This is a genomic window from Mangrovimonas sp. DI 80 (genome assembly GCF_001975575.1).
GTDB lineage: Bacteria > Bacteroidota > Bacteroidia > Flavobacteriales > Flavobacteriaceae > Mangrovimonas_A > Mangrovimonas_A xylaniphaga.
Map to the genome: position 1 here is coordinate 184842 of NZ_MSDT01000004.1, position 25493 is coordinate 210334.

Below are 25493 nucleotides of genomic sequence, written 5' to 3' on the forward strand. Positions count from 1 at the left end.
AAATTTTTTCACTATGAAATTGAAGTACATTCAAATGGTCCTATGTTTTTTGGCAACTTCTGTGGTTCTGGCCCAACAGATCAATCAATTTGACAGCAAAGGATTGCGACACGGTATTTGGCGCAAAAATTTCCATGAAACCAAAGAATTGCGCTATGAAGGCGAATTCAATCATGGTAAGGAAATTGGTGTGTTTAAATATTATACTTTAAATAATAAAAAGAGTGTGTTGAGCGCCACTAAAACGTTCAATCCAAATAATGATATTGCCGAGGTGAAGTTCTTTTCATCTACAGGAAAACTTATCAGCGAAGGAAAGATGAACGGGAAATTGTATATGGGCAAATGGGTGTATTATCACAACAAAACCAATGCCATCATGTCTACCGAAACCTATAATAACCAAGGAAATTTGGAAGGAGAAAAACTGGTATATTATGACAATGGACAGATTGCTGAAAGAGTGAACTACGTGAACGGAAAAATACAAGGTGTGTCCAGATGGTATTCGGAAACAGGGGTGGTGTTGAAGGAATTTCATTATGTAAATGATGAACTTCACGGAGAAGCCAAATATTACAATGACGAAGGGCAATTACTTGCCGAAGGAAGCTACAAGCACGACAGTAAGGATGGTATTTGGAAATACTACAAAGACGGCAAGCTTGAAGAAGAAAAGGACTTTACCAAAAAGAGCAAAAACCCTTACAAACAATAGGTTAAAGCTATCAAGGCTATAATGTTTTATAATGGTAACTTTAAGAGGTTACCATTTTTTATTTTGTAATTTTGCAACGTATAATCAAATTCAATCACTTACATAAATGAAACGAGTTATCGTAGGTCTTTCCGGAGGTGTAGATTCCAGTGTGGCAGCCTATTTGTTAAAGGAACAAGGCTATGAGGTTATTGGGCTTTTTATGAAAAATTGGCATGACGATTCGGTGACCATTTCCGATGAATGTCCATGGTTGGACGATAGCAATGATGCCATGTTGGTAGCCGATAAATTGGGGATTCCTTTCCAAACGGTCGATTTGAGTGAGCAGTACAAAGAGCGTATTGTAGATTATATGTTTGACGAATACCAACGCGGCCGAACTCCTAATCCAGACGTGCTTTGTAATCGTGAAATCAAGTTTGACGTTTTTATGAAAATTGCCTTAGACTTAGGAGCTGATTATGTTGCTACAGGACATTATTGTAGAAAAGGAACGATTCAAAAAGACGGAGAAGAAATTTATCAGTTATTGGCAGGAGTAGATGGCAATAAAGATCAGTCTTATTTTCTATGCCAACTATCGCAGGAGCAATTATCCAAAGCACTTTTTCCAATTGGGGAATTGACTAAACCTGAAGTGAGGGAAATTGCCACAAAATTAAATTTGGTTACCGCTGATAAAAAAGATTCTCAAGGATTGTGTTTTATTGGTAAAGTTAGACTTCCAGAATTTTTGCAACAAAAATTGATGCCGAAGGAAGGTGTAATTGTGGAAGTTCCTTCGGATACGGAAGTATACTTAAATGGTACGTCTAATTTTGATTCCAAAGAAGAGGAACTTCAATATTTAACAAAAAAAATAGACTACCACATTACTGACGGGAAAGTGGTAGGAAAACATCAAGGTGCCCATTACTTCACAAAAGGCCAACGTAAAGGTCTTGGTGTGGGAGGGACTTTGGAGCCCTTGTTCGTTATCGATACCGATGTTGAGGAAAATGTCATTTATACGGGGCAAGGCAAAGACCATCCTGGTTTGTTAAAGCGCGCCCTTTTTGTGGCTAATGATGAGGTGCATTGGATACGGGAAGATTTGGAGCTGAACGAAGGAGAAACTATGGAAGTCATGGCGCGTATTAGGTACAGACAACCTTTGGAGCCTGCAATTTTGTACAAAGTTGAGAACGGACTTTACGTGGAATTTCAAAATTTACAATCGGCTATTACCGAAGGGCAATTTGTAGCTTGGTATCTAGGAGAGGAATTGGTAGGATCGGGAGTAATTTCTTAAATTGCACCAACCGATTCCCAAATACAACTAGATGTTAAAAAAAATATTGCTGTTTGGCATACTTGCCATAAGTTATTTGGGCCATGCCCAAGAAGATGCATGGGTATATCTTACCGATAAATTGAATGTTGAGGCATCTATCAGCAATCCCATTTCCATTTTGTCACAGGCGGCCATCGACCGTAAAAATGCGCACGACATTCCTATTGATAATCGCGATGTTCCTGTTAACGAAGCTTATATTTCAACGCTTAAAACCCAAGAAGGGATTACCGTTTTGGCAAAGTCCAAATGGTTCAATGCGGTGCATGTTAGGGGAACCCAAACAGATATTTCAGTATTATTGGACTTGCCTTTTGTAGACAGTATCGACTTTGCTGATAATAACTTGGACCTTTCTTCAGGAAAAATGGCTGCCATTCAAAATAAATTCAGTTTAGAAGAAACCACAGCAGATTTTGTTTATGGAAATGCCCAAAACCAAGTGGAAATGCTCAATTTGGAGAGCTTACATCAACTCGATTTTACGGGAGAAGGTATTGTAGTTGCGGTATTGGATGCGGGATTTCCAAATGTCAATACCATGGCTGGATTCCAAAGATTACGAGACAATGATGATTTATTGGATGGCTATGATTTTGTGAATAGAACCGAAGATGTCTATGCCTACTCAGATAATGATCATGGTACACGGGTATTAAGCACTATGGCAGGTTATGTGGAAGATCAATTTGTGGGAACCGCTCCAGATGCCTCCTATTATCTTTTTAGAACTGAAGATGCGGGAAGTGAAAATCCTGTAGAGGAAAGTTATTGGGTGGAAGCTGCCGAGCGTGCCGATAGTTTGGGGGTACACATTATCAATTCATCTTTGGGCTATAACGAATATGACAATCCTAACTATAGCTACACTACAGCAGATATGAATGGAAACACGGCCTTTATTTCAAAAGGAGCCAATATTGCTTTTGAAAAAGGCATTTTGGTAGTGTCTTCCGCAGGAAATTCTGGGGCAACTACATGGCAAATTGTTGGAGCTCCGGCTGATGCAGCCAATGTACTTTCTGTAGGCGCTGTGGATTCGGAAGGGAATTATGCAGCTTTCAGTTCTCAGGGAAATGAAACGCAGCCTACCCAAAAACCAGATGTTGTGGCTCAAGGAGCTGGAGCGTCTGTTATTAGTCCGAGCAATGCTTTGGTGTCCAATAGCGGGACCTCCTTTAGTGGTCCAATTATTGCTGGTGCTGCGGCTTCCTTATGGCAGGCTTTTCCATTGGAGACCAATGCAGAAATTAAGCAGCGAATCCAATCATCTTCCTCTCAATATGATTCGCCTGACAATTTGTTGGGCTTTGGTATTCCAGATTTTGGATTGGCCTATGATATGCTCTTGTCCGTGCATGAGATGAGTTTAGATGAAATTCATATGTATCCCAATCCTGTTAAAGATGAATTGACCATTCAAATGGGAACGCTTTATGAGGAAACAACATATTCCTTGTGTAATCTTCAAGGGAAGGAATTACAATCAGGTACATTGACACAACAGGTGGAAGATATTAGTGTTTCTGGCTTGGCTCAAGGCATGTATGTACTTTCTTTGAAAACGAAAACACAAATCAAATCTATAAAACTTATCAAACTATAAATGACAAATAAAATTACAACACTTTTTAATATAGAATACCCCATAGTTCAAGCAGGAATGATATGGAACAGTGGTTGGAGATTGGCGTCTGCAGCTAGTAATGCTGGTATATTGGGATTAATTGGAGCAGGCTCCATGTACCCGGAAGTACTGCGAGAGCACATTCAAAAATGTAAAAAAGCAACAACAAAACCTTTTGGAGTGAACGTTCCAATGCTGTACCCGAACATTGATGAAATTATGGATATCATTGTGGAGGAAGGTGTAAAGATTGTTTTTACTTCTGCGGGAAATCCTAAAACTTGGACGTCCTGGCTACAAGAGCGAGGCATTACAGTTGTGCATGTAGTAAGTAGTGTGAAATTTGCATTGAAAGCCCAAGAGGCGGGGGTGGACGCTATTGTTGCTGAAGGTTTTGAGGCAGGAGGACATAATGGTCGGGATGAAACAACTACGTTGACTTTAATCCCAATGGTGAAGGAGCAGTTACAAATTCCGTTGATTGCTGCTGGTGGAATTGCAACAGGGAGAGGGATGTTGGCAGCCATGGTTTTAGGAGCTGATGGTGTTCAAGTAGGAAGCCGCTTTGTAGCGAGCGAAGAATCTTCTGCTCATATGGCCTTTAAAGAAGTGGTGGTAAATGCCAAAGAAGGGGACACGCAATTAACTTTAAAGGAACTGGCGCCAGTGCGTTTGGTGAAAAATAAGTTCTTTAATGATATCCAGGAGCTATATACCAAAAGTCCTTCGGTGGAGGATTTGAAAGTACTTTTGGGAAGAGCTAGAGCTAAAAAGGGCATGTTTGAAGGGGATTTGGAAGAAGGCGAACTGGAAATTGGCCAGATCGCAGGTTTGATACACGATATCAAGCCCGTTCAACACATTGTAACTGATATGGTGTTGGAATTTAGGGAAGCCCATACTCAAATACAAGCATTAAAAATGTAGGAATTTTTATCAGAGAAAGGAAGGCGGTTTGCCAAATGCCAACTAAAACGGTAAGCCATAAAATAACAAAAAGGAGATCTTGTCTCCTTTTTGTTTGAAACCATTCACGACTTAATCTTTAAAATCCCTCAAAAATTATGGCGTAAAAAGTTTCAACTAGAACTAACTCAAATAATTACTTAAATTTAGGAATTAAATGCTTTTGTTAAAAGGAATTCCTAAAGGAGTTATTAACAATTTTAAATGTAATTAATTGATTTGTAATTAAATACAGTGTTTCGGCTTCTTCTTTACTATACGTTATAAAAGCATATCTTTGTCGCATTAAAAAGAATAACGTGAATCTTTCCCTTTATACCAAAGAGTTTAAATACAATTGGAAGTTGGCAGCCCCCGTGATGTTAGGGATGTTGGGCCATACTTTTGTGAGCTTTGTAGACAACGTTATGGTGGGACAATTGGGGACCGCCGAATTGGCGGCAGTGTCCTTGGGAAACAGTTTTATGTTCATCGCCATGTCCTTAGGAATAGGCTTTTCTACAGCCATTACGCCTTTGGTGGCAGAAGCCGATGGTGCCGAGGATTTTCAACAAGGAAAATCAGCTTTTAAACACGGCTTGTTTTTGTGTACGCTCTTGGGTATTTTGTTGTTCTTGGTGGTTTATTTTTCCAAGCCTTTGATGTATTTGATGAAGCAACCTACAGAGGTTGTGGAATATGCCATGCCTTATTTGGATTTGGTGGCATTCTCCTTGATTCCATTAATCGTGTTTCAGGCTTTTAAGCAATTCAGTGATGGTTTGTCCATGACCAAATACCCTATGTACGCTACCTTATTGGGCAACATAGTAAATGTAGTATTGAATTATATTTTCATTTTTGGAAAGTTTGGATTTCCAGAACTAGGAATTGTTGGTGCTGCTTACGGAACCTTGGCATCCAGATTTATAATGGTGGCTTTCTTATGGATGTTGTTAATGAAAAAAGAAAAATCCAAGGCCTTTGTAACCCATATTAAAATATTTGTACTCGATAGATTGATGTTGCGCCAGCTCTTAAAACTGGGAACCCCCAGTGCCATGCAAATGTTTTTTGAAGTAGCCATTTTTACGGGTGCTATTTGGTTAAGTGGGTTGTTGGGTAAAAATCCCCAAGCGGCCAATCAAATTGCATTAAACCTATCTTCAATGACCTTTATGGTGGCTACAGGATTGAGTGTGGCTGCCATGATTAGAGTAGGTAATCAAAAAGGACTACAAAATTATACCGAATTAAGACGAATTGCCTTCTCCATCTTTTTAATGGGCTTTATCTTTGCGGTGATTTTTGGACTGTTTTTTTACGCGTTCCACGGAAGTTTACCAAAACTATATGTAGATTTTAATGATGCTAAAAATGCCATGGATAATGCCGAAGTGGTTGGCATAGCTTCAACACTGTTAATCGTGGCGGGATTTTTTCAGATTAGCGATAGTATCCAAGTGGTGATGTTGGGTGCCTTAAGAGGTTTACAGGATGTAAAAATACCAACAATCATTACTTTTATATCCTATTGGGTCATTGGGTTTCCTGTTTGTGTGTTTTTAGGGAAGGAAGAAGCCTATGGCAGTTTTGGAATTTGGATAGGCCTTTTGGCCGGTTTGACCGCAGCGGCCATTTTATTGTACATCAGGTTCAATTATTTGACCAATAAATTAATAGAAACAAACAAATTAGATTCATAATACACGATGGAATTACCTAAATTTTTATTGGGAGACAACACCGATTTCCCTGAAGCCATTTATATTGTTCATACCGATTTTCCTAGGTTCATCATCAATTTGGAAAACGATGATATTGAATGGTTGGAAGAGTTCGACGAACACGATCAAAAGGAAGTGGAGGCTGAAATTGAAAATTTGATTAATGCAGCTACCGACTTTTATGACCGTGAGGTGGCACGTTACGAAGAGTAGGCATGGAGCAACTCATTCAGTATGACACCGATTTATTTTTATGGTTAAATAATTTGGGCAATCCTACATGGGATGGCTTTTGGTTGGCGGTCACCAATAAATTTACCTTTATACCTTTGTATGGGGTATTACTGTATTTGCTTTACAGAAAAATGGGAGCCAAGTCATTGCTGATTTCTGTAGTTGTGATTGCTTTTATGATTGCTTTTACAGACCAGATTAGTAGTTTGTTCAAACATGGTGTGCAACGTCCTAGACCTTGTAAAGAAGCTGACTTAATGGAGCAAATGCGATATATTGCAGAACGTTGCGGTCGCTATGGTTTCTTTTCTGCACATGCCGCCAATTCTATGGCTATAGCGGTTTTTACAGGTTTGTTATTGAGACCCTATTATAAATCCTTGATTTTTGCTCTATTGTTTTGGAGTGCTTTTGTGGCTTATAGCAGGATTTATGTGGGCGTGCATTATCCTTTGGATATTATTTGCGGAATGACCTTTGGAGCGATATCCGGTTTTTTGTTTTACAAACTCAAACAAAAGGCTGATTCCCGATTTATTTCTTCCTAAGAATATAATACTCGTTCACTAGCCTACCATTATGTTTTTTGGAGTCTTTTTCTGCTAAGTTCAAATCGAAAGTGGTTTGAAACTCCATCTCGTATTGATTGGATAAGAAGACTTTATCTTCCTCTGATAATTTTTGGGTTAGGAGTCCGAATGCATCTGTTTCTGGAAGCTGAAATGTACCTTCTTCAGTTTTTAATGAAGGAATTTTGTCTCCAAATTGCCATATCACTTCAGGAGAAACGTAGCCCAATCCATAAACCTGAAGTTGCTCTTCATCTGCTTCGACTTTTAAATTGGAAACTGGCTTGTAATTGGAGCCTTTTAAGGCATTGGCCAAAGGCAACCCTGTTAGGAATAAAGAAGCGAAAAACAGTACTGTAAAATAAAATACTTTAGGGAAATCTTTCTTCTTCAATTGTATTATGATTCCAATGCATAGGCTTAAAACGGTAACCGAAGTAAGTATATAAGGAAACCAATAGTTGGACATGTTGGAACCTAAAAAGAAGTAGGTCACAACAGGAAATGCCACTCCAATTAAAGCAATCAATCCAAAATTGAAATACACTGGAATGGTTTCTCTTTTATCTTTAAGATTCTTAAAGCTTCGAAACAGGTATTCAATATAAAATCCAGTGTTAATTGCCAATGGAATAAGTACAGGCATTAAGTATCTAGATTTCTTTTCTGGTACAATAGACAACAAAACCACAGCCAAAATTGTCCAATAAAAACTAAAACGGTAGGCTTTTAAGTTCGATACCCGTGATTTGAGATAAGGGTATAGGAGACCTATAAAAGCAGGAATGGTCCAAATGCCGCTTTGGGTGAAAAAGCTCCAATAGTAGTAAAACGGTCTTACGTTGTAACTTCCCCAATTGCCAGTTTCTCTTTCTGCAATTTTAGCAAACGTACCGGGATCATTTAGTCTAACATACAGATACCACCATCCCCCAATAATGAGTCCTGTAACAAGGAACAGCAAAAGTGCTGGGATTTTTTTTGTAATGGCTTTGTATTTGTAAACAATACCGTAAGATATAAGAAACGGAAGCAATAGTGCATAAAAGGAAACGGGACCTTTGCAAAGAATGGAGCCTCCCAACATAACCCCTGCAATGAGGGCATATTTGTAGTTGGCGTTTGGAGTTTGAAAAAACTGAAACAGAAAATAAATCCCCATAAGCATAAAACCATGGGTGAAGATATCCCAGGGCGCTTCCATAGTAATGCCGATGACATAGAAAGACGTTACTACAATCAAGGCATTTATAAAGCTGTGCTTGGTGTTTTCCGTAAGCTGTTTTGAAAGCAAAAATGTAAAAATTCCTGTAAGGGCAATAAAAATAATGGCAGGAAACCTGAGGGCTGTCAATTTTGTAATTCCAAATATTTGAGCGAAAATGGCCGTAAACCAAGTAGGTAATGGTGGTTTTTCGTAACGCGCTTCCCCGTTCATGGTGGTCAAAAGCCAATTGCCGTCGGTTAACATTTCTCGGGCTGTAATAAAATTACGGGCTTCCATAATGCTAACTGGAAGGTAGTGAATCGTAAATCCTAACATCAACACTACAAATAAAAGTAGTGCAATGATAGGGTTATGCTGAAGTTTTTTGAGCATTTGATTTTCTTATTAAAAGTAAATTTCGGGCATAAATAAACGATCCCAAACTATGGCCGGTAAAAAGAACAGGGTCTTTTCTTATAATGGCATAGGTTAAAATGAGCAAGGAACCTATAAGGCTCAAAAGCCAAAATCCAAAAGGCAATTCCGATTGTTTTCTTCGTTCGGAATAAATCCATTGGTACACAAACCGAAGGGTGAAAATTACTTGGGACACAATTCCCAAAAGCAAGAGCCAGAATGGAATGGCTTCGTTTTTAAACAGCAGTTCCCTATCAATAATATTGTTGTTGTAATAATAGACTACAATAAGCACAGGAAACCCCAATAAAAAATATTGCAGGGGTTTGAATAGTTTTTGCCATTCTCCTTGTAGCTGTAGATTGCGGATGTAAATGTAATAGGTAAGACCCTGCCCAAGCATGATGGCAAAATCGTTACGTAAATAGCCATACACAAACAATAAAAAGGAAGCGATCAAGCTAAGTGACCAAAACAGGGTAGGAGTGATGACTTTTTGTTGTTTTTCCGAAGTGACCCATTGAATGATTAACCTGGAGGAAAACAAGGTTTGGGCGATAAACCCAATACTGTATATTAGCCAATCGCTCATTTACTTGATTTGGAAACCGTATAGTTGATGTATTTTTTCTTCATCCATAAGTAGGCGAAGCAGTCCATTAAAGGACCGATAAGTCTATTCCAAAGTCCAAATTTTGCGGTTCCAGCAATTCTAGGGAAATGCTTCACAGGGACTTGCAATATCTTTCCGTTTTGCAATAAGATCATTGCAGGTAAAAAACGGTGAAGGCCTTTAAACATTGGGATTCTTTTGGCATAGTCGGCTTTAATGACTTTTAATGGGCAACCTGTATCATCCATCCCATCGTGGGTAAAAGCTCTTCTGATACCGTTGGCAATTTTGGAAGACATATTTTTTACAAAGGAATCTTTTCTGTCAGCTCTTACGCCGGTAACAAGATCGTATTCTCCAATGTGTTCCAATAGTAGGTTGAAATCCTGAGGATCGGTTTGTAAATCAGAATCGATATAGCCCACTAATTCGGTGTCGGCATAGTCAAAACCGGCTTTAATGGCGGCGCTTAAACCTCTATTTTCCTTAAAGAGAATGTAATTAAAAGCGTCGTTTCTATTGCAAATGGTTTCAATAAGTTGCTGGCTATTGTCTTTGGAGCCATCGTTTACAAATAACACGGAGCTTGGGACGCTTGCAATTTTGGTATAGGCCAATAATTCCTGTTCCACGCGTTCTAAATTATCTTCTTCATTGTAAACAGGAACAATTATGGTAAATTTGTAATGCATCTAAAATGTATTAGGTGGTACAAAAATATTCTTTTTTAAGTAAATCGAAATTATTCTTATTGATATAATAGTTGTTACTTTGTCTAAAACAGTGTCACAAATGAAAATACTTGTTACGGGAGCCGCCGGATTTATAGGATCCCACACAGCAGAACTTTTGCAGTCCTTGGGACATGAAGTGATTGGAGTGGATAATTTTTGTCCTTATTATAGTGTAGCTTCCAAGGAAATAAATGCCGAAGCACTTGCTAAAAAGGGGATCTCAATTATCAAGAAGGACCTTAGGGATGAGGCACTTTCAGAGGTGTTGCCTACAGATGTAGACTATATTTTTCATTTTGCGGCACAGCCAGGTATTTCTACCACGTCCACTTTTGAAGATTATTTAAGCAACAATATTTTGGCTACAAAGCAACTTGTGGATTATGCTTTGGAATGTCCCAACCTTAAATTGTTTGTAAATATTGCTACGTCCTCCATTTATGGTTTGGAAGCTACTTTTACAGAAGATGTCGCGCCAAAACCAGCTTCACACTATGGAGTGACTAAGTTGGCGGCTGAACAAATGGTACTTCAAAAAAGTAGGGAACAATTGTTTAAGGCGTGTTCGTTGCGTTTGTATTCGGTGATAGGGCCAAGGGAGCGCCCTGAAAAAATGTACACCAAATTAATTGAATTGGGAATTAAGGGAGAAGCATTTCCTTTGTATGAAGGCAGCGATACACACTTGAGGAGTTTTACTTATGTAGGTGATATTGTTGACGGGATTGTAAGTGTTGTTGGAAAGGAAGACAAGGTGAATGGAGAGGTTATCAATCTGGGGACGGAATTAGAACACACCACACAGGATGGTATTGATGCCGTTGCAGAAGTATTGGGTAAACCTATAGCCATTAATGTGATTCCTAAGCGTCCTGGAGATCAATTGCGTACCAAGGCCAATATTGATAAGGCACGCCGTTTATTGGATTACAATCCACAAACCTCCTTGTTGGAAGCGGTAAAAGCCCAAGTGGCATGGTATAAGGAAACGTTTTTATAAAGAGATTTAACGGATATTATAAAAATAAAGGGTACACATTGTGTACCCTTTATTTTTTATGTCGAAACTTGAAATGGTGTTTCAATTTAGATCTATAAATCTTAAGGTAAGGTATCCTTTTTAACAGAAATAGGTACCGCAACTTTAGTTTGGTCCCAAGCCATGGTCAAGTCTAAATTGCCAGTAGTATTATCAAACCCAATGGTAAACTGCTCCACCGTATTGTTTAAAGATTCTACAGGAACTTCTATTTCCAAAATATCGTATTGCGGCTCGCGCATAGGTTTCATTTGTTCATCCACACCCCAAGGATAAAGTTTGGTATTTAAAATCACGTTCCAAGAACTATCGCTTGGAATTGTCCAAAGCGTATAAATACCTTTTGGAATGGCTATTCCTTGAATGTAAAGCGGTTTGTTGGTTTCAAAAGTTGTGGCTTCGTTTGCTCCAGTACGCCATACTTGGTCATAAGGCACCAAGCCCCCAAAAATTTCCCTTCCTTTTTTGTAAGGACGGTTGTATTGTACTTTTAGGTCCAGATCGTTCAGGGTAAACTCTATTTTATCCTTTGGACTCAAACGTTTTGAGAAGATATTTTCAACAAAAAAAGAGTATAAAAAAAGACCAATTGCAACCACCAACAGTACCCATAATACCCATTTAAAAAATCTATTCATTCGCCATCTAATTTGAAGTGTAAATATAAGGATATTGAAAAGCTTTCAAAACAGCAGAACGTTAATTATACAGGCTTTAGTATGCCATTACAAATGGAATTCAATTTTAAAGGAATTCCCGTAATTTTATAACAGATAGAAAGTTGTAAAGCGTGTTTAAATGCTACTTTGTATTTCAAATACATAAAAATGACCTAGTAGGCAGAAAAAAATAACACCATTTGCCACACTTTATTTTTTTAGACGTCTTTAAGAAGAACTTAACCGAGTAACCAAAAAGTTTCGAAGCGAATGTTTCAAATTGACCTTATTGAGAAATGCAAGCACAACAACCGTGCGGCACAATTGCAGTTGTACAAGCAATATTGCGACGGCATGTTTGTGGTGGCCATGCGTTTTGTGAAGGACTCCATGGAAGCTGAAGATATCGTACAGGAGTCTTTTATCAAAGCCTTTACCAAACTGCACCAATATAAGGCAGAAGTTACTTTTGGAGCTTGGTTAAAACGTATTGTCATCAACAAAAGCATCGATCTTTTAAAATCCAAAAAGGAACATTTGTTGCAATTGGAAGAGGTGCACCTCAAGGTGGTCGATGGTCCAGAAGATGACAATTGGTTGGTAGAAGATTCCCTTGGCTTGGAAGATGTCAAAGCGGCTATTCAAGAATTACCGGAAAGGTATAAATATGTGGTGATGTTGTATTTGATGGAAGGTTATGACCATCAGGAGATTTCAGAAATCCTCAACATTACCGAAGTGGCCTCCAGAACCCAACTCTCAAGAGGGAAGATTAAATTAAAAGAACTATTAATACAAAGGAACAATGGCACAAGATATTAGAAATCTGTTTAAGGAGGAATCCAAGGTATCCAATCAAGTAATGCCTAAAGGGCACGAAGCCCGTTTTTTGGAGAAATTGGAAGCCGAACTACCACAACAAAAGCACTCCCGTCCAATGTTTAGGATAATTAGTATGGCGGCGAGTATTGTGGTTATGCTTGGGTTGGCAATTGGAGCTTACACCTTTTACGAGGGGAAAGAAACCGTAACTCCCGATAAAACAAAAGAGATGGCTTCAAACCTGAAATCTTTGGGAGATATTTCCCCAGATTTAAAAAAGGTGGAAGATTATTATCTGGCCAACATCAATTTGGAACTGTCCAAAGTGGAGTTGAATGACGATAATAAGGAGCTGTTTGATAGCTATGTGGTACGCCTTGAGGAATTGAATAAGGAATACCAGCGCCTGTCTGTGGAATTGACTCAGTCAGGTCCAAATGAGTTGACCGTAAGCGCCTTGATAGATAATCTGAAATTACGCCTTAACCTATTGTACCGTTTAAAAGAACAATTAAAAGACCTGAACGATTCCGAGTTTGGTCAGGACAATGTATAACAAATGAAAACAACAATGACACATACCTATAAACGCCTGTTAGGGCTATTGTTGCTCGTCGTAACGTTAAGCGTATCGGCACAGCAGAAACTAAATAAAGTATCGCAGTCCATAAAAGTGGCCGATGATGTCACCATCGATTTAAATACCAGTCATGTTCAGATTGAAGTAGATACTTGGAACCGCGATGTGGTGGAAATTGAAGCTTATGTTGAAAGCGATAAACTCTCCGCTGCAGAATTGGAAGCCGCCATGAAGGCCTGGAAGTTGACCGTTGATGGTTCTGGAAATTTGATTTCAATCCATTCCAAAGAACCGGGAACCAGTTGGAATGGGGTTTATGTAGGCGATTTCGATTTCGACTATAATTTTGAATTCGATGCCATCCGGGATCTAGAGTTTGAGTTGGCACAATTGCCAGCACTTCCCGAGCTTCCAGAATTACCTGAGATGCCCCCGATGCCGGAACTTCCGGATATGGCTATGCCAGAAATGCCCGCGCTTCCAGAGTTGCCAGAACTTCCCGAAGGGATCCATAATGTACATTTTGATACAGAAGCCTATAAAAAGGAGGGAGAGAAATATTTGGAAGAATGGAGTAGGGAGTATGAAAAAAAATACGGTAAAGCCTACAAGGATAAAATGAAAGCTTGGGCCAAGGAAATGAGTAAGGTAGATTTCAAGGCTTATGAAGAGCAAATGAAAGTTTGGGGAGAAGCCTTTGGAAAACAGTTTGGTGAAGAATACCAAATGAAAATGGAAAACTGGAGCAAACAGTTTGATGAAGAATGGGGCAAAGCCTATGAAGAAAAGATGCGTGAATGGGAGAAGCGTCACGAAAAGGAGATAGAAATGCACACTCGAGAATTAGAAAGACGTCAAGCACAACAGGAACGTCGTCAAGCTGAAATGGAAAAACAGTTGGAACAGCGTATCGAGGCCCAACAACGCAGAGAAGAAGAACGAATGAAACGTTTTGAAGAGCGCCAACAGTTTCATGAACAACGTCGTGAAGAACTGGAGCGCTCCATGGAAGCCAGAAAAAGCAAGGTGAAAAGGGTGATTAAGATAAAAATGCCCAAAGATGCCAAGCTGAAAATGAATGTCCGACATGGAGAATTGAAACTCTCTTCAACCATTAAAGACCTTAAGGGCGAATTGTCTTATGCCACTTTATTGGCCAATCACATTGATGGAAAGCATACTTCCATCAATGTGGCCTATTCGCCAATTTGGGTGGATGTTTGGGATATGGGAGAACTCAAATTGAATTATGTGGAGGAGGCTCACATCAAGTCGGCTGATAGATTGGTGCTTAGTTCCAATTCCTCTAATATTAGCATTGAAGCCTTAAAGGGAAATGCGGTTATCAACGGAAGTTTTGGCGACTTGACCATCGATAAAATTGACGATTCCTTTCAAAACCTTAATGTCGTTCTAGAAAATAGCGATGCTATTATTAATCTGCCCAAAACAGAACATAACCTGCAGTACAATGGTAATCGCTCCAGATTTAGTCATCCCCAAAAGGACCCTTCACAAAATATGTCTTCCTTTTCCAATAATTTGTTAAGCAGCAATAAAAGTATTGTGATCAATGCTAAATTTAGTCATGTTACTATGCGATAATATCTGAAGTCATTTGGAGATTATCTTAATAGAGAATGCTATTTTTGAAGAAACATTGAGACAATGACAGCTACGGAGTTTTCCCAGTTACTTATAGGTTTAGGCAATTCAAAACCGATGGTTTTGGATACGAATATTTCTAGGGAAAGCTATGTGTTATTGGACCTTTCCAAAAACAATGCATTACTTCAATCCGTTGATGTTTCCAATAGCTCAAAATTGGAAGCATTTGTCAATTCCCATTTAGAAACTCATAATGCTAAAGTAGCTTTTGGAGGCTATTTGGAAGAACGCAATATTTACCAGAGGAGCACACATTTTAAACCTAAGGATGGTGATTTGGAACGTTCAATTCATCTGGGGATGGATTTTTGGGCAAAACAAGGGACAGGGGTTTACGCGCCTTTAGCTGGACGTGTACATAGCTTTCAAAACAATACTAATTTTGGAGATTATGGGCCTACCATTATTTTGGAACACAATGCAGAAGGGGAAGTTTTCTATACATTGTACGGTCATTTAAGTCTAGAATCTTTGGAAACCGTATCAGTTGGGAAGCCTATAGAAAAAGGAGAAGTGTTTGCATCATTGGGGGCTGCTGCCGTTAATGGTGATTATCCTCCACATTTGCATTTTCAGATTATTAGGGATTTGCAGGGAAAGGTAGGGGACTATCCTGGGGTATGCCATAAATTGGAAGTAGACTTCTATCGAAATAATTGTCCGGATCCTAATTTTCTACTGCAGTTATAATATTTTGTTCGGCTTTAAAAAACGGACTTTTTACTCCTTTTACACCGGGCACCGCCATAAAGATAGAACCTGCCAAAGGATAAGTGCCATATTCATCTGTAGTCATGTCTTGACTGGAAGTTGTGATAAAAAGGGTTTCCAAATTCTCGCCTCCAAAGGCGCAAGAGGTCACATTATGAGCAGGTACCTGTATTTTAGAAAGCACCTCGCCACTTAATGGATCGAAGCGAATCACTGCATTACCATTCCACATACCAACCCATAGCTTGTCTTCTTCATCAATGGTCATGCCATCAGGAAAACCTAAGGAATCTGGAACTTTCACAACCACGCGTTCGTTTGAAATTTCAGCAGTTGTATCATCGTAGTCATAAGCCTTGATTTCTGCTGTAGGCGTGTCTATATAGTACATGGTGTGTTTGTCTTTAGTCCAAACAATACCATTTGAAATGGTTACGCTATCTTTCTTCAGTTGAGCATTCCCTTTTTGGTCTATCATATAGAGTTTAGCATCGTGGGGACGTTGTTCCAAGCCCATGGAACCTACCCAAAGGCGACCTGAAGGATCACATTTTCCATCGTTAAAACGATTGCTTGGGATATTGGCCTCAACATCCGACAATAGGGTGAAAGTTTTAGTGTCTATTTGTAAAATATAAATACCGTCCTCAAGGGCTACAACAGCTCTATTGGCATCTACGGGCACCACTGTACCTATTTTAGATGGCGTTTCAATAGACTTATCGGCTTTTGATTTTGGATTGTAAATGTGCAGAGCCTTGCCGTCAATATCTACCCAGTATAATTCTTGGGTTTCGTGGTTCCAAAAGGCGCCTTCTCCCAATTGGGCTTTAATTTTATATTCAAGGGTGGCTTGTGTTTTTAGAGCCATATCCGTTGGCTTTTTATGCTGTTTAATGTTACAGCTCCATGCAGAAAGAAGCAGCGTCAACAGGGCGCAAGAGTAAAATTTGGTCTTGACTTTAGAAACCGATAGCATAGGTTAAGTTCTTTGATGGAGAATAAAAGTAATAAAATCGGATTTAAAATCAATATAAATAATTGAAAAAGCGATTTTTATAGTCCGAAAGCCCTATAAACACTATAAAAAAAGCTCCTGATGTTTTATCAGGAGCTTTAAGAATATAGGTTAGTAATTGTGGTTTATTCTTCAATAATTACCCAATCACCCTTGGCCAATAAAGGCTCAGCTTGTTTGAATTTCATGGTTTTGTTTTCACCGCTCATGACGTTTTTGATGGTAACCTTGTCGTTACGGCCAATTTTTGGTTTGTCCCTCACAACGGTTTCTACAGCTTCGGGCTGGCTTTGGGTATTCCCGGCAGCACGACTTTGAGCAGCTCGCTCATCCATATTAGGAATTTCTTCTTTAGTCGTTTCCAGTTTTTCTGCACGTTTGGCACGAGCTTCCTGAATGGTGCTTTGGGTTTCTGTAGGCAATTCCCCTTTGAAAAGGAACGAAATTACATCCTTGTTCACTGAATCCAACATGCGCTTGAACAATTCAAAGGCTTCAAATTTATAGATCAATAGCGGATCTTTTTGTTCGTGAACCGCTAATTGTACAGACTGTTTCAACTCGTCCATTTTACGCAAGTGGGTTTTCCAAGAGTCGTCCACAATGGCCAAGGTAATATTCTTTTCAAAGTCATTGATAAGTTGCTTACCATTGGTTTCGTAGGCCTTTTGAAGGTCTGTTACTACTTGAAGCGTTTTTACCCCATCAGTAAATGGTACTACGATACGCTTAAATTTATCGCCTTGGTTTTCAAATACATTTTGAATTACAGGGAAGGCCAATTCTGCGTTGCGGTTCATTTTTTCACGATAGTGCTCAAATGCTGCTTTGTAAACTTTACCAGCGATTTCCTGTACCGATTGTTTTCCGAATTCAGCCTCAGTAATCGGAGAACTCATTGAGAAATAACGAATCAGTTCAAATTCGAAGTTTTTAAAATCGTTGGCTCCTTTGTTGGATTCAGCAATAGTTTCAGCTGTATCATAAATCATGTTGGCCAAATCCACACGTAAACGCTCTCCAAATAGGGCGTGGTGACGACGCTTATAGATGACTTCCCTTTGGGCGTTCATGACATCATCGTATTCCAATAAACGTTTACGGATTCCAAAGTTGTTTTCTTCTACTTTTTTCTGTGCACGCTCAATAGATTTGGAAATCATGGAGTGTTGAATTACTTCTCCTTCTTCCAATCCCATTCGGTCCATCATTTTTGCAATACGCTCACTACCGAACAAACGCATTAGATTGTCTTCAAGCGATACGTAGAACTGTGAACTACCTGGATCTCCTTGACGTCCAGAACGACCACGCAACTGACGGTCCACACGACGAGAATCGTGACGTTCGGTACCAATAATGGCCAAACCACCCGCAGCTTTCACGGCTTCGGTTAATTTAATATCGGTACCACGACCAGCCATGTTGGTGGCGATGGTTACTTGACCTGGTTGTCCTGCTTCAGCAACAATGTCGGCCTCTTTTTTATGAAGTTTTGCGTTCAATACATTGTGAGGAATCTTGCGAATGCTCAACATTTTCCCTAAAAGTTCACTGATTTCTACTGACGTTGTACCAATCAAAACAGGACGTCCTGCTTGTGATAGTTTGGTTACTTCGTCGATTACAGCGTTGTATTTTTCACGCTTGGTTTTATAGACTAAATCTTCGCGGTCATCACGGGCAATTGGTCTGTTGGTTGGAATCTCCACAACATCCAATTCGTAGATTTCCCAGAACTCCCCAGCTTCGGTTACTGCTGTACCTGTCATTCCTGAAAGTTTGCGGTACATTCTGAAATAGTTTTGAAGCGTAATGGTAGCAAAGGTTTGGGTAGCGTCCTCAATTTTTACATTTTCCTTGGCCTCAATAGCTTGGTGCAATCCGTCGCTGTAACGACGACCTTCCATGATACGTCCCGTTTGCTCATCCACAATCATGACCTTGTTGTCCATGACTACATATTGAATGTCTTTCTCGAATAGGGCGTAAGCTTTCAACAATTGGCTAAGCGTATGGATACGCTCAGATTTTACACCAAAATCCCTGAAAAGTTCCTCTTTGGCATCAGCTTCATCTTCTTTAGAAAGGTTTTGAGCTTCGATTTTGGCAATTTCCACGCCAATTTCCGGCATAACGAAGAAATTAGGATCGTCATTTCCCGAAAGATATTCTACTCCTTTATCGGTAAGTTCTACCTGGTTGTTTTTTTCATCAATTACATAGTACAGTTCCGCATCAATTTTCGGCATTTCTCGGTTGTTGTCCTGCATGTAGAAGTTTTCAGTTTTCTGAAGCAACATTTTGATTCCTTCTTCACTCAAAAACTTTATAAGTGCCTTGTTCTTCGGCATCCCGCGGTATACACGTAATAATTGGAATCCTCCTTCTTTCGTGTCACCGGAAGTAATCAATTTTTTAGCTTCTGCCAACACTCCAGTCAAAAATTGACGTTGGGTAGCAACAATAGAGTCAACTTTAGGTTTTAATTCGGTGAATTCATGACGGTCTCCCTGAGGGATTGGTCCAGAAATGATCAATGGGGTACGGGCATCGTCAATCAATACCGAGTCCACCTCATCCACGATAGCGTAGTGGTGTGGGCGTTGTACCAAATCGTCTGGCGAATGGGCCATGTTATCACGTAGGTAGTCAAAACCAAATTCGTTGTTGGTACCATAAGTAATATCGGCATTGTAGGCTTTTTTACGAGCAGCAGAATTTGGTTGGTGGTAGTCGATACAATCCACGCTCATTCCGTGGAACTCAAACAACGGCGCCATCCACGCACTATCACGTTTTGCCAAATAGTCGTTTACGGTTACCAAGTGCACCCCTTTCCCTGCAAGGGCGTTAAGGTATACCGGTAAGGTGGCCACCAAGGTTTTCCCTTCCCCTGTTTGCATTTCAGCAATTTTTCCTTGGTGCATGGTGATACCACCTATCAGCTGTACATCATAGTGTACCATGTCCCAAGTAATGGCTTTTCCTGCGGCATCCCATGAATTGGCCCAAACTGCTTTATCGTCTTCAAGCACCACATATTCTTTGGAACCTGATAGTTCACGATCGAAAGCGTTGGCCGTTACAGAAATGGTTGTATTGTCCTTAAAACGTTTTGCAGTTTCCTTTACTACGGCAAAGGCTTCAGGAAGGATGTCGGTTAAAACGGTTTCGGTAACCTTGTAGATTTCGTCTTTGATACCGTCGATTTCTACATATATATCTTCTCTTTTGTCAATGTCTTCAGTGGCTTCAGCTTCTTTTAATAGGGCCTCCATTTTATCGTTCAATGGCTGTCTCGCTTCTGCAATTTGCGCTTTGAAAGCAGCTGTCTTGGCACGCAGTTCATCATGTGACAGTTGTTCTAGGGCGCTTTCAAAGGACTTTATTTTATTGACTATGGGTGTAATTGCTTTGACATCCTGTTTGGATTTGTCGCCAACAAATACTTTTAATACTGAATTTAAAAAACTCATGGTGTGTTGTTTAGCTTGTCGTTGGTGGGATGCCAACGTATATGTTATTAAATATGTTGTTGCCTTTGCAAGCGTTTAAAGGCTTCCAAAGATAAGGTTTGTGCAATGTTTATTAAAGTATAGCGTATAAAAAAAGTCTCTATGTTGAGACTTTTTAACTATTCTTTCTGATTTATTTAGTATTCGTCCTCGTTCCAGAGGTAATCTTCGTCTGTTGGATAGTCTGACCAGATCTCCTCAATAGAATCGTACGAATCACCTTCATCCTCAATGGCTTGTAGGTTTTCAACTACTTCCAATGGCGCTCCTGTACGGATAGCATAATCTATTAATTCGTCTTTAGTGGCTGGCCACGGAGCATCACTTAAATAAGATGCGAGTTCTAAGGTCCAATACATTTCTTATAGATTTAGAATTTTCTGCAAAAATAAATTTTTAGTTGAAAAAGTCAAGAAAAAAATGAATTATTTCAATGTTAACTAATCATTAATAAAAAGAGCGTCCTTTTTTTGTGAAATTCCTAACTTTCTTTCTAGGATACTACAAAAAAATTGCACTTCCAAAATTTATTAAGATTCTTTTTTAGGAATCCATTTAATTTCTTCGGCTTGCAAGTCGTAGGACAACTTTCGTGCCAATACAAACAGATAGTCTGAGAGACGGTTTAAATACATTAAAGTTTCTGGTTGAAAGGGGCTGATCTCGTTTAAAGCAGAGGCTAAACGCTCAGCTCTACGGCATACACAGCGAGCAATGTGACAGAATGACACGGTTTGGTGGCCTCCAGGCAGGACAAAGTGTGTCATAGGCGGTAAACTATCGTTCATTTGGTCAATGGCTGTTTCCAAAACTTGAATGTCAGCTTCCGATATCTTTGGGATGTTGAGACGTTCTTTGCCGTTTTTTAAGGTCCATTTTTCTGGGTCGGTGGCCAAAATGGCACCTACGGTAAACAAATGGTTTTGGATATCTACCAATAAGGCTTTGAATTCCGCAGCCATGTCTTGGTCCCTTAGAAGGCCGATATGGGAATTGAGTTCATCTACGGTGCCGTAGCTTTCTATGCGTATATGGTGTTTGGGAACGCGGGTGCCGCCAAATAAGGCTGTACTACCTTTGTCTCCAGTTTTGGTGTATATTTTCATGGGTTCAAAATTCTAGATTCGTGCCCCAAAGGTACAGTATTTTGTAAAGTTTCTATTGCTAGCTAATTAGCTTTGGATGTGTTGCGGTTTACTTAAGTCTGGTGTCACTTTCAATCATCCCGTCACGTAAACGGATGATACGGTGGGCGTGGGCGGCAATGTCCTCTTCGTGGGTTACTAAAATCACCGTATTGCCTCGTTGGTGGATGTCATCAAAAAGGGCCATAATTTCCACGGAAGTTTTGGAATCCAGGTTTCCTGTAGGCTCATCGGCTAGAATAATGGAAGGCTTATTAACCAAAGCTCTTCCAACGGCCACGCGTTGGCGTTGCCCTCCTGATAGTTGGTTGGGGCGGTGATCCATGCGGTCGGCCAATCCCACATCGGTTAGGACTTCTTCGGCGCGTACATCGCGTTCTTTTTTGGAAGCGCCGGCATACACCATAGGTAGAGCCACATTGTCCAAAGCGGTGGTCCGGGGTAACAGGTTAAAGGTTTGAAATACAAACCCGATTTCCTTGTTACGAATATCGGCCAGTTCGTCATCAGTCATTTGGCTTACATCCTTACTGTTCAAAATATAAGATCCGCTAGTAGGGGTGTCCAAACATCCCAGTAAATTCATTAGGGTTGATTTGCCTGAACCTGACGGTCCCATAATGGCGATGTAATCGCCACGTTCTATATCCAGGTCGATGCCCTTTAATACGTGAACGGTTTCTTGTCCTAATTGAAAATCCCTAGTAATGCTGCGAATTTGAATGACATTGTCCATAAAAAAGATAAAAGCTTAGTGGGTTTGGATTGCTTCTGCAAGATAGCAGAATTCTTTCAATAGGACGTTGCCAAAGCGAAGTTGTTACACCCTAATGGAGAAATGTTCTTTCCTTTGTTCGGTTCTAAAAAATACCAGGCCCCAATAAAAGGTATCGATGGTGACGGTGACCTTTGGATGGGCTTTAATTTCTTCCCAGGCCTCGGTCATGTCTTTAGACCAGTGAATGTCGTCCAAGATGATTACGGTGTCGTTATGGACCGTATCCAAAAGCTCTGAAAAGTAGTATAGGGTGGCTGTTTTTTGATGGTTGCCATCCATGTAAATAAGGTCGTAGGTTTGGTTGTCCAATTGCTGTATGGCAGGAGTGAAATCGGCAATGATGGAATTGATGTTATTCAATTGAAACTGTTGGAACTGTTTTTGTGCTACAGCGGCAGTATTGGGGCAGCCTTCAATGGTGGTGATTTGCGCTTCTTGATGTCCTATTGACAAAGCGGAAGTTCCCATGCCGAGGGAAGTGCCTAATTCCAAGATGTGTTTGGCTTCTAAATAGGTCACCAATAGATTTAAAAGTTTGGCGCGTTTTGAAGGGATGCCTGAGGTTGTGGCGATTTTGGAAACCTTTCTTGTATTGCCTTTAAATATTCTGCTGCCCGCCCCCAAATCGGTAATGGAGATATGGGAATGGTTACGATAGAGGGCTTTTCGGTATTGCTTTAAAAGTGGATAGTTCTCATGTTTTTTACGGTCGTAAAAACACAGGGTGATCAACTGGTATACAAAAGGGGAGTGGACGCCATGCTGGTTGGTGGAGCGCCAAAGGAATTTGAAATATTGTAGGAGTTGGTACATGTTGTGGCAAAAATAGGATTCTATCCCATTTGTAAAAAGGATTTCAATTGGAAAATATCGGCTTCTACCGGTTTAATCTGATAGTCCTAAGTGTTGTTTAAGCGGATGCTATTCTATGGTGCAGGCGTGAATGAGGGTAATTGGTGTCAATTTAGGTTTGTGTTTTTGTCATCCTGAGCTTGTCGAAGGAGGACGTGGTATTCCGTATTGGGTGTAGTTTTTTGAAAAGCGTTCTAAGTCTTTCCAATTGTTCTCGATTAGGGCTTTCTTCTTTTTTCTAGACCAACCCTTGATTTGTTTTTCTCTATTGATAGCTTCTGTGGGAGAGGTGCATTGGAGGTGCCATGCCAAATTTAAAGGGCGTCTTGTTGCTGTATAACAGGATTTGTCTATGCCTAAGTTGTGTTGTGTCAAGCGTTCTTGTAAATTATTTGTTAAACCCGTGTAGTAGGAGCCGTCTGCATATTGTAAAATGTAAACATAGTAAAACCTCATGTACATAAAGATAATTAAAATTAGGATATGAAATAGGCTTCGACAGGCTCAGCCTGACAAGGAGGGATGTTTTGGGCGATTACTATTGATATGTTAAATCCCCTATTGAATTCATGTTACAGAATTCATTAGATAAGATTTCTATCTATGGCTGTTTTTTAGGCTTTGACAGGCTCAGCCTGACAAAGAACGGTTTTTAGGAGACACTGTTAGGCGTCCCCTTCCAATTTTTCGGAAAGTTCAAACCAGCGGGCTTCCTTTTCAGCAATGGTATCCATAAGTGTTTGGAGTTCTTGGGATAGATTGTTGATGGCTTCTGTAGAAAGACTTTCATCCAGGAACTTTGCTTCCAATGCTTTTTTGTCCAATTCCAAGGAACGGATCTTGCTCTCCAGATTCTTGAGTTCCTTTTGTTCGTTATAGCTTAGTTTTTGGGCTTCGTTTTGTTTGGACGCCTCTGTAGTTTTGGAAGTGTTCTCCTTAGGGCTTTCGGCAGGAGGTGTGGATTGTTCGTAGATGCGGTAATCTGTATAGTTGCCAGGGAAGTCCTGAACTTCACCTTCGCCTTTGAATACAAATAAGTGATCTACAATCTTGTCCATAAAGTAACGGTCGTGGGACACTACCAAAAGACATCCCGGGAAATCCAACAGGAATTCCTCCAAGACATTTAAGGTTACGATGTCCAAATCGTTGGTGGGCTCATCCAGAATTAAAAAGTTAGGGTTCTGGATCAAAACTGTACAGAGGTACAGGCGTTTTTGTTCCCCTCCACTTAGTTTTTCCACGTAGTCGTACTGTTTTTTACGGTCGAAGAGGAAGCGTTCCAATAGCTGTTGGGCACTTATTTGACGGCCTTTCTTCAACGGAATATAGTCGCCAAATTCCCTAATGACTTCAATAACTTTTTGCTCGGGCTTGATGTTAATCCCGCCTTGGGTGTAATACCCAAATTTTACGGTGTCACCCACCACGACTTTTCCAGCGTCTGGTTTGATGGTTTGGGTGAGCATGTTGAGGAAGGTGGATTTACCAGTTCCATTTTTGCCTATGATCCCGATGCGTTCCCCTTTTTTGAAGACGTATTCAAATTGATCGAGTATAACCTTGTCCTTGTAAGCTTTGGAAATTTTGTGGAGCTCTACAATTTTGCTGCCCAAGCGTTCCATGTTCAGTTCCAATTGCATGACATGATCCTTGCGGCGTTGGTGGGCACGGGCCTTGATATCGTGAAAATCGTCGATACGGGATTTGGATTTGGTAGTACGGGCCTTGGGTTGGCGGCGCATCCATTCCAATTCTTTTTTATATAGTTGTTTGGCTTTGCCTGTTTCGATGGCTTCCGTAGCAATGCGGGTTTCCTTCTGTTCCAAATAATAGGAATAGTTCCCTTTATAGGTAAAGAGCTGCCCGTGGTCTAGTTCTATAATTTCGTTGCAGACGCGTTCCAAGAAGTAACGGTCGTGGGTTACCATAAAGATGGTGAATTGTGCTTTTGCAAAATACTGTTCCAGCCATTCAATCATTTCTAGGTCCAAGTGGTTGGTAGGCTCATCCAAAATAAGTAGATCGGGATGACTGATCAGAACCTGAGCTAGAGCCAAACGCTTTTTTTGCCCTCCGGAGAGGGTGCTGATTTTTTGCTCGAGGTCTTCCAGTTTTAACTGTGACAGGATTTGCTTGATCTGCAATTCAAATTCCCAGGCATTGTGACGTTCCATGGCTTCGAAGGCGACTTGGTAGGCTTCGGTGTCCTCGGGGTGTAAAAGCGCCTTTTCGTATTGGTCGACTATTTTTAGGATGGGTAAATCGGCATTGAAAATGGTACTGTTGATCGTGGCGCTTTCATCAAACTCGGGCGTTTGGGATAAAAAGGCCGTTCGTAGGCCTTTGCGCATCACTACCTGTCCCGCATCTGGAGTGTCCTCACCCGAAAGGATGTTTAATATAGAGGTTTTTCCACTTCCATTTTTTGCCACAAAGGCAATTTTTTGGTCTTTATGGATGCTAAAGGAGAGGTTGGAAAAGAGCTCCAGTTCTCCATATGATTTCGAAATGGCTTCAACGTTCAGGTAGTTCACAGTATTTTTTTTGCAAATAACGGAAATAAACCAAAAAAA

Annotated in this window: 24 protein-coding genes; 12 read left to right on the forward strand and 12 right to left on the reverse strand. The window is 40.1% G+C overall.

Annotated elements, in window-relative coordinates:
• Positions 1-13: 13 nt before the first annotated feature.
• From BKM32_RS08660 to BKM32_RS08690, 7 genes are all read left to right on the forward strand, one after another.
• A complete protein-coding gene (locus tag BKM32_RS08660; protein WP_076663455.1) occupies positions 14-718 on the forward strand; it encodes a toxin-antitoxin system YwqK family antitoxin in 705 nt (234 codons plus the stop codon).
• A gap of 106 nt (positions 719-824) precedes the next feature.
• Complete coding sequence (mnmA, locus tag BKM32_RS08665) at positions 825-2012, forward strand: tRNA 2-thiouridine(34) synthase MnmA (RefSeq protein WP_076663456.1); 1188 nt, start codon at positions 825-827, stop codon at positions 2010-2012.
• 31 nt (positions 2013-2043) lie between these two features.
• The gene (locus BKM32_RS08670; protein WP_076663457.1) at positions 2044-3660 is read left to right on the forward strand and encodes a S8 family serine peptidase; all 1617 of its coding nucleotides are present in this window, start codon (positions 2044-2046) and stop codon (positions 3658-3660) included.
• On the forward strand, positions 3661-4608 hold the full coding sequence (locus BKM32_RS08675; protein WP_076663458.1) for a nitronate monooxygenase family protein: 948 nt from the start codon (positions 3661-3663) through the stop codon (positions 4606-4608).
• Positions 4609-4946: 338 nt separating this feature from the next.
• A complete protein-coding gene (locus BKM32_RS08680; protein WP_076663459.1) occupies positions 4947-6332 on the forward strand; it encodes an MATE family efflux transporter in 1386 nt (461 codons plus the stop codon).
• Positions 6333-6338: 6 nt separating this feature from the next.
• Positions 6339-6566, forward strand: coding sequence for a hypothetical protein (locus BKM32_RS08685; protein WP_076663460.1), 228 nt, complete (start codon positions 6339-6341; stop codon positions 6564-6566).
• A gap of 2 nt (positions 6567-6568) precedes the next feature.
• Entirely contained in the window at positions 6569-7135 is a 567-nt protein-coding gene (locus tag BKM32_RS08690) for a phosphatase PAP2 family protein (protein WP_076663461.1), read from the forward strand.
• On the opposite strand, the gene BKM32_RS08695 is transcribed toward BKM32_RS08690, so the two are convergent.
• The 3 genes from BKM32_RS08695 to BKM32_RS08705 are packed head-to-tail and all read right to left on the reverse strand — an operon-like array spanning position 7122 to position 10085.
• On the reverse strand, positions 7122-8756 hold the full coding sequence (locus tag BKM32_RS08695; protein WP_076663462.1) for a glycosyltransferase family 39 protein: 1635 nt from the start codon (positions 8754-8756) through the stop codon (positions 7122-7124). The two genes, BKM32_RS08690 and BKM32_RS08695, sit on opposite strands and share 14 nt — an antisense overlap.
• Positions 8734-9372: a lipid-A-disaccharide synthase N-terminal domain-containing protein gene (locus BKM32_RS08700; protein WP_053977474.1), complete on the reverse strand. Its 639-nt coding sequence runs from the start codon at positions 9370-9372 to the stop codon at positions 8734-8736. The genes BKM32_RS08695 and BKM32_RS08700 overlap by 23 nt, the downstream gene beginning before the upstream one ends.
• A complete protein-coding gene (locus tag BKM32_RS08705; RefSeq protein ID WP_076663463.1) occupies positions 9369-10085 on the reverse strand; it encodes a glycosyltransferase family 2 protein in 717 nt (238 codons plus the stop codon). The genes BKM32_RS08700 and BKM32_RS08705 overlap by 4 nt, the downstream gene beginning before the upstream one ends.
• Positions 10086-10185: 100 nt before the next feature.
• Here BKM32_RS08705 and BKM32_RS08710 point away from each other — a divergent pair, with 100 nt between their 5' ends.
• The gene (locus tag BKM32_RS08710; RefSeq protein WP_076663464.1) at positions 10186-11127 is read left to right on the forward strand and encodes an NAD(P)-dependent oxidoreductase; all 942 of its coding nucleotides are present in this window, start codon (positions 10186-10188) and stop codon (positions 11125-11127) included.
• A gap of 101 nt (positions 11128-11228) precedes the next feature.
• On the opposite strand, the gene BKM32_RS08715 is transcribed toward BKM32_RS08710, so the two are convergent.
• Positions 11229-11804 (reverse strand): DUF2911 domain-containing protein, encoded by a 576-nt coding sequence (locus BKM32_RS08715; RefSeq protein WP_076663465.1) that lies wholly within the window; start codon positions 11802-11804, stop codon positions 11229-11231.
• 291 nt (positions 11805-12095) lie between these two features.
• Here BKM32_RS08715 and BKM32_RS08720 point away from each other — a divergent pair, with 291 nt between their 5' ends.
• The 4 genes from BKM32_RS08720 to BKM32_RS08735 all read left to right on the forward strand — a co-directional run bounded on the left by BKM32_RS08720 (position 12096) and on the right by BKM32_RS08735 (position 15585).
• On the forward strand, positions 12096-12647 hold the full coding sequence (locus BKM32_RS08720; RefSeq protein WP_076663466.1) for an RNA polymerase sigma factor: 552 nt from the start codon (positions 12096-12098) through the stop codon (positions 12645-12647).
• Positions 12631-13203, forward strand: a complete 573-nt coding sequence (locus BKM32_RS08725) for a hypothetical protein (protein WP_053977479.1) — start codon at positions 12631-12633, stop codon at positions 13201-13203. Before BKM32_RS08720 ends, BKM32_RS08725 begins: the two co-directional genes overlap by 17 nt.
• A 3-nt stretch (positions 13204-13206) precedes the next feature.
• The gene (locus BKM32_RS08730; protein WP_123812087.1) at positions 13207-14832 is read left to right on the forward strand and encodes a hypothetical protein; all 1626 of its coding nucleotides are present in this window, start codon (positions 13207-13209) and stop codon (positions 14830-14832) included.
• 63 nt (positions 14833-14895) lie between these two features.
• A complete protein-coding gene (locus tag BKM32_RS08735) occupies positions 14896-15585 on the forward strand; it encodes a peptidoglycan DD-metalloendopeptidase family protein (RefSeq protein WP_076663468.1) in 690 nt (229 codons plus the stop codon).
• On the opposite strand, the gene BKM32_RS08740 is transcribed toward BKM32_RS08735, so the two are convergent.
• The 8 genes from BKM32_RS08740 to BKM32_RS08775 form a co-directional block, all read right to left on the reverse strand.
• A complete protein-coding gene (locus tag BKM32_RS08740) occupies positions 15563-16585 on the reverse strand; it encodes an SMP-30/gluconolactonase/LRE family protein (RefSeq protein ID WP_083702141.1) in 1023 nt (340 codons plus the stop codon). The two genes, BKM32_RS08735 and BKM32_RS08740, sit on opposite strands and share 23 nt — an antisense overlap.
• Before the next feature lie 164 nt (positions 16586-16749).
• Positions 16750-20103 (reverse strand): preprotein translocase subunit SecA, encoded by a 3354-nt coding sequence (gene secA / locus BKM32_RS08745; RefSeq protein ID WP_053977483.1) that lies wholly within the window; start codon positions 20101-20103, stop codon positions 16750-16752.
• Positions 20104-20279: 176 nt separating this feature from the next.
• Positions 20280-20501, reverse strand: a complete 222-nt coding sequence (locus BKM32_RS08750; protein WP_010177336.1) for a DUF2795 domain-containing protein — start codon at positions 20499-20501, stop codon at positions 20280-20282.
• A 171-nt stretch (positions 20502-20672) separates the two neighbouring features.
• A complete protein-coding gene (locus tag BKM32_RS08755; protein WP_076663469.1) occupies positions 20673-21248 on the reverse strand; it encodes a cob(I)yrinic acid a,c-diamide adenosyltransferase in 576 nt (191 codons plus the stop codon).
• Positions 21249-21336: 88 nt separating this feature from the next.
• The gene (locus tag BKM32_RS08760; RefSeq protein WP_053977485.1) at positions 21337-22023 is read right to left on the reverse strand and encodes an ABC transporter ATP-binding protein; all 687 of its coding nucleotides are present in this window, start codon (positions 22021-22023) and stop codon (positions 21337-21339) included.
• Positions 22024-22107: 84 nt separating this feature from the next.
• Positions 22108-22878: an O-methyltransferase gene (locus BKM32_RS08765; protein ID WP_076663470.1), complete on the reverse strand. Its 771-nt coding sequence runs from the start codon at positions 22876-22878 to the stop codon at positions 22108-22110.
• A 168-nt stretch (positions 22879-23046) separates the two neighbouring features.
• Complete coding sequence (locus BKM32_RS08770; RefSeq protein WP_076663471.1) at positions 23047-23373, reverse strand: GIY-YIG nuclease family protein; 327 nt, start codon at positions 23371-23373, stop codon at positions 23047-23049.
• Between the two features lie 209 nt (positions 23374-23582).
• Positions 23583-25454 carry an ABC-F family ATP-binding cassette domain-containing protein gene (locus BKM32_RS08775; RefSeq protein WP_076663472.1) on the reverse strand — a complete coding sequence of 624 codons (1872 nt, stop codon included), beginning with the start codon at positions 25452-25454 and terminating at the stop codon, positions 23583-23585.
• Positions 25455-25493: the final 39 nt, after the last annotated feature.

What these genes read in the sequence shown, in the direction of transcription:
- BKM32_RS08710 (WP_076663464.1), top strand. Translation starts at nt 10,186, where the DNA reads ATGAAAATACTTGTTACGGGAGCCGCCGGATTTATAGGATCCCACACA.
- BKM32_RS08690 (WP_076663461.1), top strand. Translation starts at nt 6,569, where the DNA reads ATGGAGCAACTCATTCAGTATGACACCGATTTATTTTTATGGTTAAAT.
- BKM32_RS08685 (WP_076663460.1), top strand. Translation starts at nt 6,339, where the DNA reads ATGGAATTACCTAAATTTTTATTGGGAGACAACACCGATTTCCCTGAA.
- BKM32_RS08740 (WP_083702141.1), bottom strand. Translation starts at nt 16,585, where the DNA reads ATGCTATCGGTTTCTAAAGTCAAGACCAAATTTTACTCTTGCGCCCTG.
- BKM32_RS08675 (WP_076663458.1), top strand. Translation starts at nt 3,661, where the DNA reads ATGACAAATAAAATTACAACACTTTTTAATATAGAATACCCCATAGTT.
- BKM32_RS08760 (WP_053977485.1), bottom strand. Translation starts at nt 22,023, where the DNA reads ATGGACAATGTCATTCAAATTCGCAGCATTACTAGGGATTTTCAATTA.
- BKM32_RS08750 (WP_010177336.1), bottom strand. Translation starts at nt 20,501, where the DNA reads ATGTATTGGACCTTAGAACTCGCATCTTATTTAAGTGATGCTCCGTGG.
- BKM32_RS08670 (WP_076663457.1), top strand. Translation starts at nt 2,044, where the DNA reads ATGTTAAAAAAAATATTGCTGTTTGGCATACTTGCCATAAGTTATTTG.
- mnmA (WP_076663456.1), top strand. Translation starts at nt 825, where the DNA reads ATGAAACGAGTTATCGTAGGTCTTTCCGGAGGTGTAGATTCCAGTGTG.
- BKM32_RS08725 (WP_053977479.1), top strand. Translation starts at nt 12,631, where the DNA reads ATGGCACAAGATATTAGAAATCTGTTTAAGGAGGAATCCAAGGTATCC.
- BKM32_RS08735 (WP_076663468.1), top strand. Translation starts at nt 14,896, where the DNA reads ATGACAGCTACGGAGTTTTCCCAGTTACTTATAGGTTTAGGCAATTCA.
- BKM32_RS08695 (WP_076663462.1), bottom strand. Translation starts at nt 8,756, where the DNA reads ATGCTCAAAAAACTTCAGCATAACCCTATCATTGCACTACTTTTATTT.
- BKM32_RS08730 (WP_123812087.1), top strand. Translation starts at nt 13,207, where the DNA reads ATGAAAACAACAATGACACATACCTATAAACGCCTGTTAGGGCTATTG.
- BKM32_RS08715 (WP_076663465.1), bottom strand. Translation starts at nt 11,804, where the DNA reads ATGAATAGATTTTTTAAATGGGTATTATGGGTACTGTTGGTGGTTGCA.
- secA (WP_053977483.1), bottom strand. Translation starts at nt 20,103, where the DNA reads ATGAGTTTTTTAAATTCAGTATTAAAAGTATTTGTTGGCGACAAATCC.
- BKM32_RS08660 (WP_076663455.1), top strand. Translation starts at nt 14, where the DNA reads ATGAAATTGAAGTACATTCAAATGGTCCTATGTTTTTTGGCAACTTCT.
- BKM32_RS08700 (WP_053977474.1), bottom strand. Translation starts at nt 9,372, where the DNA reads ATGAGCGATTGGCTAATATACAGTATTGGGTTTATCGCCCAAACCTTG.
- BKM32_RS08765 (WP_076663470.1), bottom strand. Translation starts at nt 22,878, where the DNA reads ATGTACCAACTCCTACAATATTTCAAATTCCTTTGGCGCTCCACCAAC.
- BKM32_RS08755 (WP_076663469.1), bottom strand. Translation starts at nt 21,248, where the DNA reads ATGAAAATATACACCAAAACTGGAGACAAAGGTAGTACAGCCTTATTT.
- BKM32_RS08720 (WP_076663466.1), top strand. Translation starts at nt 12,096, where the DNA reads ATGTTTCAAATTGACCTTATTGAGAAATGCAAGCACAACAACCGTGCG.
- BKM32_RS08705 (WP_076663463.1), bottom strand. Translation starts at nt 10,085, where the DNA reads ATGCATTACAAATTTACCATAATTGTTCCTGTTTACAATGAAGAAGAT.
- BKM32_RS08770 (WP_076663471.1), bottom strand. Translation starts at nt 23,373, where the DNA reads ATGAGGTTTTACTATGTTTACATTTTACAATATGCAGACGGCTCCTAC.